General features: G+C 68.7%; 5 protein-coding genes. 1 reads left to right on the top strand and 4 read right to left on the bottom strand.

The genetic code is table 11. The features are described from left to right. The 3 genes from AB7O82_RS34405 to AB7O82_RS34395 all read right to left on the bottom strand — a co-directional run. Nucleotides 1-1,064, bottom strand: a 1,064-nt coding sequence (locus AB7O82_RS34405) for a lipid A deacylase LpxR family protein (protein ID WP_428621455.1), incomplete at its 3' end; no start/stop codon positions are given. A 272-nt stretch (nucleotides 1,065-1,336) separates the two neighbouring features. Then, nucleotides 1,337-3,400, bottom strand: a complete 2,064-nt coding sequence (locus AB7O82_RS34400) for a mechanosensitive ion channel family protein (protein WP_428554374.1) — start codon at nucleotides 3,398-3,400, stop codon at nucleotides 1,337-1,339. Nucleotides 3,401-4,012: 612 nt separating this feature from the next. After that, a complete protein-coding gene (locus tag AB7O82_RS34395) occupies nucleotides 4,013-5,791 on the bottom strand; it encodes an acyl-CoA dehydrogenase family protein (protein ID WP_428555822.1) in 1,779 nt (592 codons plus the stop codon). Nucleotides 5,792-5,901: 110 nt separating this feature from the next. On the opposite strand from AB7O82_RS34395, the gene gcvA reads away from it, so the two are divergent. After that, complete coding sequence (gcvA, locus tag AB7O82_RS34390) at nucleotides 5,902-6,783, top strand: transcriptional regulator GcvA (RefSeq protein WP_428621453.1); 882 nt, start codon at nucleotides 5,902-5,904, stop codon at nucleotides 6,781-6,783. A 7-nt stretch (nucleotides 6,784-6,790) separates the two neighbouring features. Here gcvA and AB7O82_RS34385 read toward each other — a convergent pair whose 3' ends face one another. Continuing rightward, complete coding sequence (locus AB7O82_RS34385; protein ID WP_428555827.1) at nucleotides 6,791-7,615, bottom strand: aspartate dehydrogenase; 825 nt, start codon at nucleotides 7,613-7,615, stop codon at nucleotides 6,791-6,793. Between the last annotated feature and the right edge of the window lie 42 nt (nucleotides 7,616-7,657).

The following is a 7,657-nucleotide window of genomic DNA, read 5'->3' as shown; positions in this document are numbered from 1 at the left end:
AACGTCACGTTGAGCGAGCCGAACACCAGCCAGCGGTCGCGCTGGTAGAACTCGGGCGTGCGGAAGAGCTGCGTGTAGGTGACGCGCACGCCGCGGAACATGAGGGCGAGGCCGGCCTGCGCTTCGCCGACGAAGGGCCGGTGGCCGACGCGAAGGCTCTGCCCGTCGGTGTTGCCGTCGAGGAAGATATTGCGGGCGACCGCTTCGCCGCCTACGCCCGCGAACAGATACCAGCCGAAACCCTCGCCGATGAAGCCTTCCGAGCCGGGCAGCGCCGGTCGCGCCCGCGCCGGACCGAAATCGTTGCGCAGCTCCTTGCCGAGCCGCATCGTCGCGCCGGCGCTGGCATAGATCGCGACGTTGCCGACCGCGCCGCCGATGTTGGGAATGATGTCGTACTCGAGCTTCGGATCGTCGAGGAGAACCCAGCGTCCGACCCGCCATTGGCGCTCGAAGGTCAGGTTCAGGGTCGGCTCGTTGTGCAGCTGGTTGGCCCAGCCGTAGCTCTTGGCCACGCCGATCAACGTGTGGATATTGTTCTGCACGAGCTCGCCACCCGCGGCCGGCCCGATCAGGCCGGCGTTGAGCTGTAGCGTGTCGAGGCGCACCGGTTCCTCGCGGTTGGTCCGCGGATCGAACCGCTTGTAGGTGTTCTGGAGCGCGACGCTGGCATAGAGCCAGGCGGCGTAAGGCCGGTCGTTGAAGATCGGGAACGTGGCCCACGTGTCCTGCGGCGTGTAGATGTTCTGGCCAATCGACAGGCCGACGCGGCGCGTCACCGAGGTCGTCGGCGCCTCGCCGAAGAAGGTCGGCACCGTGGTCAGCGCGACGATGCCGTCCGGCAGGTCGGGCAGGGCCGGCGACAGCCAGCCGAACCGCACCCCGCTGGTGTAGTCGCGATCCGTCCGGTTGAAGACGTCGTTCTCGAACTGGAAGGTGTAGATGTTGCGCTGCTCGTCCGGTCGCGGATCGGTGGCGACCGCCTGTTGCGCGTGCCCGCTGCCCAGGTCGCCGAGCCCGATGACGATCGCAAGGACGACGGCCCTGCCGCTGGTACGGAGCATTGGGTGTAAACGTCAGCCACGCTTTCCAGTTCCGCGGGGATGTCGCTGCGAGGGTGTGCGCGACCGCTTTCGCACCTGCGGATGGGTGCTGGGAGCCCCCCCCTCCGTGGGCTCTCTTATTGGTGATTGCAATTCCCTTGAGCGCCATGGGTGTGGCGCGCTCCCGGCAAAGAGGCGACTTCGGTGGGCAAAGTCAGCGCCTATGAGTGGCGCGCGCCCAGCCATGAGCTTCCTTCGCGCAGCGACAGGCAGCCTTGCAGCGCCTGCTCCCGCTACTTGGCGAACTCGATCCCGAGCTCGGGGAATGTGCGCAGCATCCGGGTCACCGCCTCGTTCTGCAGCGGGGCCGGGTTGCCCGGCCGGGCGACGAACTTGAAGCGCACCACGAGAGCGTTGTCGGCGACCTCGGCGATGCCCTGCATCTTGAGCGGCTCGAGCAGCTTCTGGCTGAGCTCCGGGACCGCCATGATGTCGGTGCTGACCTTCCTGGTCGCCTCGCGCAGCCTGTCGAGATCGACCTCGCGGGCGAAGCGGAGGCCGAAATCGACCGCCGCCCAGTCGCGGCTGAAATTGGTGACGTGGCCGAGCTCGCCGAACGGGATGGTGTGGATCTGGCCGTTGGGATTGCGCAGCCGGACGGAGCGCAAGGTGAAGCTCTCGACCGTTCCCTTGGCTTTCTCGCAATCGATGAACTCGCCGACGCGGAAGGCGTCGTCGGTCAGGTAGAAAATGCCGGAGACGACGTCCTTCACCAGGGTCTGGCTGCCGAACGACAGGGCGAGGCCCAGCACCGACGCGCCGGCCAGCAGCGGCGTGACGTTCACCCCGATGTTCTCGAGCGCGATCAGCGTCGCCAGGACGAAGAGCACGGTGGCCACCGTGACCCGCAGAAGGGGGATCAGGGTGCCGAGGCGGGAGGCCCGGGAGGCGGCGTCTCCGGACAGGTGCCGCTGCAGGTACGAATCCGTGCCATAGCGGAACATCTCCCAGATCACGTAGGCGACGAACAGGGTGATGCCCGCCGTCAGCGCCTCGCGCGCCGTGCGGTCCCACTCGCTGGCATCGACCAGGCCAAGCACGTTCACCACCCAGCTTTCCGCGATCGCGACAAAGACGCCGATCAGCACGGCAACCCGGATGCAGCGTGCCGTGACGTCGGCCAGGGTCGGCCTCGAGCCGGCCGGCGTGAAGCCGGCGACCTGCGAATCGAGCCGGCGGACGACGGCGTGCAGGAGGGTCTCGAACAGCAGCAGGCCGAACAGGAGGTTGACCGTGAGCAGCAGGGCTACCGCCACGTTGCGATGGCCGGTGACGAGGCCGTAGAACTGGGTCGCGATCAGCGCGACGACGAACGAGCCAGCCAGCCCGACCCAGTGGCCGCTGATGAAGGCGCCGATTTGCGACACCCGGCCGAGCCCGCTGAACCATTGCAGGGCTGCCGTCCTGGACGCGACGATCAGCCAGACCAGCACGGCGCCGGCGAGGGGGCCGAGGAGGAGACGGGCCGTCACGATGGCATCGTCCGGCGTGCCGATCGCGACCAGGGCGCGCTCGTACTGGCGGAGAAAGATGATGGCCAGCAGCACCGCGATCATGCGTCGGTAGAGCAGGCGTGCCTCACTGTCGTCGATGCCGCAGAGCCGGGCGGCCGGAAGCTCCGGCCGGACGATGAGGCGCAGGATGAAGGCGTAGACCCGCCAGATCATCAGGGAGGTCACGACCATGTAGGCCAGGCGCTGCTGCAGGGTGGCGAGGGGGAACAGGATGCCGGCGAAAGACTGGGCCACCAGCCGCAGGGCGACGACGGGCAGCAGGTCCAGCAGAGCCAGCAGGCCGAGGTTCGCGAGGGAGCGCACGCCTCTTTCGGGCGCGGCGCCGGACGCCAGGCGGAGCTTCAGGCGGGCGAGGGCGGCGCGCACCAGCGCCTCCGCGATGAGGCCGGCCGCGGCGATCGCCAGCAGCAGCAGGAGGAAGGTCCCGGTGCCGCGTCCGCCGACATGGCTCTCGTCCAGGGCTCGCGGCAGGTTGGCCAGGGCGGCGCTCAGCTCCGGGGCGGCGGCGAGAATCTTCAGCAGCCGCTCGCCGAACACGTCGAGCGCGTCGCGATGCTCCCTGTTGCCGGCCTCGGGCGCGCCCGCTGCCGCGGGCTTTGCCGGGGCGGTTTGCGCTTTCAGCTCCTCGGCGACGGCCTTCTTGACGGCCTCGACCAGCGCGTCGAACTGCGCCTGCGGCAGGGGCTGCGGCTGGGTAGGAGGAGCCGGCGACTGGGCATGGCCAAGGCAGGCCATGCCCAGCAGCAGGATCACGGCAATCGCCGCCGCTCGTAACGTCGTCATATCTTTCCCTGCCAGCGTCCCCCACGACCTGCCGCGACCTGCGGTCCGACCGAAACGAAAGTCTACTTCAGGGGTCTTGCCAATTCGAGCCGGGAGCAGCGCGACCACACTCGCCAGCTGTCTGAGTAAGGTGTCATGCGCTGGGAGCGCGCCACTCATAGGCGCTAACTTAACTTACAAAGGGACCTCACCCTGAGGAGCGGCCTGGAGGCCGCGTCTCGATTCGGGCGAAGTAACCTTCGCCCTTTGGTCGGCAACAAATCCGATGTTGCAACACCGCTATTCCAGCGATCTGGTCTGTCGCGCATCCTTCGAGACGGTCGCTACGCGACCTCCTCAGAGGATGTGATTTTTTTTGACTGCCCCAGAGACATGGTCCCAAAGGCGCAAGTTTGCTTCGTTTGGATGATCGGTGCGGTTGTATTAATTCTATGTAGACAATCATCTAAGCCAGAAAATTTTATCATAGGGCATGCTTCTGACCGCCGGTCAATTAAGTCACAGGCTCTCAGGATGAGGACTTTGCTGGACCGGCCAAAGTTAGCGCCTATGAGCGCGCCACTCCCGTGGCGCTCATCTCCTCCTCCCCAGCGAAGCTGGGGAGGAGAATGACTATCCCGCCGCCAGCTCCGCCGCCCGTTCCATCGACACCGGCGCATCGTCGAGCAGCGCCGCCGTCATCGCGTCCTCGTGGCGGTGGTCGGGCAGGCTGAAGGGGTCGGCGTTGCCCAGCCGGTGATCGATCACCAGGCGCGCCAGCAGCAGGCGGCGAGCGTCGCCGCCCTGGGCGCCCAGCCGGGCGCCCTCGGAGGCCAGCAAGGCGGCACTCGTCGCGTGGTAGAGGCCGCTGGCGGCGCGCCGGCAGGAGGCCTCGGCCTCGGGCTGGCGCGCCACCCGGTCGGCGAAGTCGGTCGCGCGGTCGACCAGGCCGGCGAGGCGGCTACGCAACTGGCCGGGAATCGGCGCGCGGCCGAGATCGTCGTGCAAGGACGTCGCCAGCGCCTCGTGCGCGCGCTCGCGACCGACCGCGCGGCGCACGATGTCGAGCGCGTTGACGCTGCTGGTACCCTCCCACAAGAGCCCGAGATGGGCGTCGCGCACCAGCTTGGCGTTGCTCCAGTCCTCGATGTAGCCGTTGCCGCCGCGCATCTCCATGGCGCCGGTGGCGACGGCGACGTTGTCGCGGGTGGCGCGGTATTTCACCAGCGGCGTCAGGATGCGCAGCGCCGCGTCGTCGCCCCTGGTCATCGCCATCGCCGCGGCGACCGAGACCGAGAGCGCCTGCTCGGTCGGCAGCATCAGCTTCAGCAGCTGGCGGCGCGCCATCGGATGGTCGATCACGGTGCGGCCGAAGGCGCTGCGATGGCGCGCCACCTGCAGCGCCTCGTTGAGGCAGCGCCGCATCATGCCGGCGGCGCGGAATCCGTGCGACAGGCGCGAGAGGCTGACCTGGTCCATCATCTGCTTCAGGCCGCGCCCGGGCTCGCCCAGCAGGTACGCGACCGCGCCCTCCATGATGGTCTCGCCGGCCGCCATCGAGCGCGAGCCCATCTTGTCCTTGAGCCGCACGGCGCGATAGCGGTTGCGGCTGCCGTCATCGAGGCGGCGCGGCATGGCGAACAGCGACAGGCCGGCATTGCCCGCCGGCGCGCCCTCGCAGCGCGCCAGCAGCAGCACGACGTCGTGGTCGACGCAGGAGCAGAACCACTTGTCGCCCCACAGCTCCCAATGGCCGCCTGCATGATCGCCGACCTTGCGCGCCGTCAGCGCGTTGCCCGACACGTCCGAGCCGCCCGCCTTCTCGGTCATGAACTGCGCGCCCTTCAGCAGAGTGTCCATGTCCTGCGACAGCATGCGGTCGAGGAAGCGCGTCTTCACCGCGTCGTCACCGTACTTCCGGATCAGCACCGCCGAGGTATCGGTGACGGAGAGCGGGCAGAGCAGCGCGAACTCCGACTGGGCGAACAGGTACTGGAAGGCGTACTTTACCAGCGGCGCCGCCGGCGTCGGCCAACCCAGCGCCGGCCGGTGCGACATGGCGTGGATGGCGAACTCGCCGAAGCCGATGCGCTCCATCTCGCGATAGGCGGGGTGGTACTCGACCCAGTCCTCGTCGCGCCCGAAGCGGTCGCGGAAGTGCAGGATGGGCGTGCGCTTGTCGGCCTGCAGGGCGAGCTCGTCGAGCCGGCCGCCGGCGATCCCGCCCAGCCGCTCGAGATGCGGCGTGAAGTGCGCCAGGGCCGCCGGCTCGAGGTTGAGGGCGAGCAGATCGCGGACCGACCGGTCGATCGACCAGAAATTGAGCCCGCGGCAATCCGGCGCGACCAGGTCGGAACGCGACGGGGGCCGCTCGAAGGCCGCGCGGGACAGGATGGGAGATACGGAATTCATGGAATATCGCCTCGCAGGTGCGGCGCGACAATCGCCGATTGGCGGCCCTTCTCAAATCGAGTAATCAGCAGGATTGAATTGAGCAATTCTCAACTCTGGCGATGTCCACCATGCCCGACCGCCTGCCCCCGCTCAATGCGCTGCGCGCCTTCGACGCCGCCGCCCGCCGCCTCAATTTCGCCCGCGCGGCCGCCGAACTGGCGGTGACGCCCGGCGCCGTCAGCCGGCAGATCCAGCTCCTCGAGGAGGCGCTCGGCCACCGCCTGTTCGTGCGCGGCAACCGCGCCGTCGAGTTGACCGCGCAGGGTCGGGCCTATGCACGGCACGTGCACGAGGCTTTCGATCGCCTGGCGCTCGCCACCGAGCAGGTGCGCGGCCGCGGCGCCGGCGGACCGCTCGCCATCTGCGCCTACCCGACCTTCGCCATGCGCTGGCTTGTGCCGCGCTGGCGGCGCTTCCACGACAGGCATCCCGACATCGATCTGCAGCTCACCACCACGCTGGGTCCGGTCGACATCGTGCGCGACGGCTTCGACGCGGCGGTACGCCTCGGCAACGGCAACTGGCCCGGCCACGGCTCGGTGTGGCTCGCCGCCGTCGAGGTCTTCCCGGTGTGCAGCCCCGCGCTCGCCCGGCGCATCACGACGCCGGCCGACCTCGCTGATCACGTCCTCATCCATTCCGATCCACGCCCCGACGACTGGCCGCGCTGGCTCGAGGCGGCTGGCGCCGCCGGGGTCGACGGGACACGCGGGCCACGCTTCGAGACGATGAGCCTCGCCTTCCAGGCCGCGATCGAGGGCGTCGGGGTCGCCATGGGCCTGGGCTGCCTGATCGCCGAGGACCTGGCGCTCGGCCGTCTCGCGAGGCCGCTCGCCTTCACGCACCGAAGCCGGCGCGAGTTCCACCTCGTCTATCCGCTCTCCCGCGCCGGCGACCCCCGCCTCACCGCCTTCCGCACCTTCCTCGCCGAGGAGGCGGAGGCGGCGTGATCTGGCCCTACCAATCGCTCGCCCGGACCATCTTCATCAGGTCGTCGGCCATGGTGAGCGCCGTCAGCACGCCGGTCTTGGGGTTGTCGGGCATGGCGCGGCCCAGCCGGTGCATATTGAGCTCGCCGGAATCGCCCACCACCTCGAGCCGGCTGGCGTTGGTGCCTGGCGGCAGGGTCGGGTCGGCGACCAGCTCGATGTCGGTGCGGTCGAGACCGGCGCCGCACAGCGCCACCGTCACGGCGAGGTTGGCGTTCTTCGGGTAGAGCCGCCCTGCATCGGCCGGCGTGCCGCGGAAGATCACCGTCGGCTCCTTGATCGACGGCAGGTCGAAATCGGTCTCGGCCGGCGTTCCGCTCCAGGCGTGCGGTGGCTTGATCGAGACGTACTTCACGCGTTCCAGCTTGCCGAGCCGCATCGCCAGCAACCCGTCGAGGCCGGCAATGGCGCCGGACGGCAGCCGCAACCGGGCGCCGCTCTTCTCCGCCGCCTTGACGTGCTTCCTGAAGAGCTTCGGATCGCCATAGGCGCCGGTGGCGATCACCATGAGGTCGATGCCCTTCTTCAGGATGGTCTCGCCCCAGTCGCGCACCGCCTGCTGGCTGGCCGCCTCGACCACCACGTCGGGTTTGAGCTTCAACAGGGCCGGCAGGCTCTCGACCACAGCGACCTTGCGTCCGACCTTCTTCCGCGTCTCCTTGGCCCGCCCCGGCCGCACCAGCACGCCGACGACGTCGATCGGGGGCTTCTTCTCGGCGAAAATGTCGAACAACGTCTGGCTGATCGCGCCATAGCCGATCAGCGCGATCTTGAGCCGCTTCTTCTTCGCCATGAGACCCCCGTCCGCTTGCCTTGCGCGACTATAGCCGGCCGA

The sequence above is a fragment of the Reyranella sp. genome, assembly GCF_050185545.1.
Taxonomy (GTDB): domain Bacteria; phylum Pseudomonadota; class Alphaproteobacteria; order Reyranellales; family Reyranellaceae; genus Reyranella.
This window is presented reverse-complemented; position numbering and strand designations above follow the sequence as displayed.

Excerpts from the sequence above, each read along its gene's own strand:
- AB7O82_RS34400 (WP_428554374.1), bottom strand. The coding sequence starts at position 3,400 with ATGACGACGTTACGAGCGGCGGCGATTGCCGTGATCCTGCTGCTGGGC.
- gcvA (WP_428621453.1), top strand. The coding sequence starts at position 5,902 with ATGCCCGACCGCCTGCCCCCGCTCAATGCGCTGCGCGCCTTCGACGCC.
- AB7O82_RS34395 (WP_428555822.1), bottom strand. The coding sequence starts at position 5,791 with ATGAATTCCGTATCTCCCATCCTGTCCCGCGCGGCCTTCGAGCGGCCC.
- AB7O82_RS34385 (WP_428555827.1), bottom strand. The coding sequence starts at position 7,615 with ATGGCGAAGAAGAAGCGGCTCAAGATCGCGCTGATCGGCTATGGCGCG.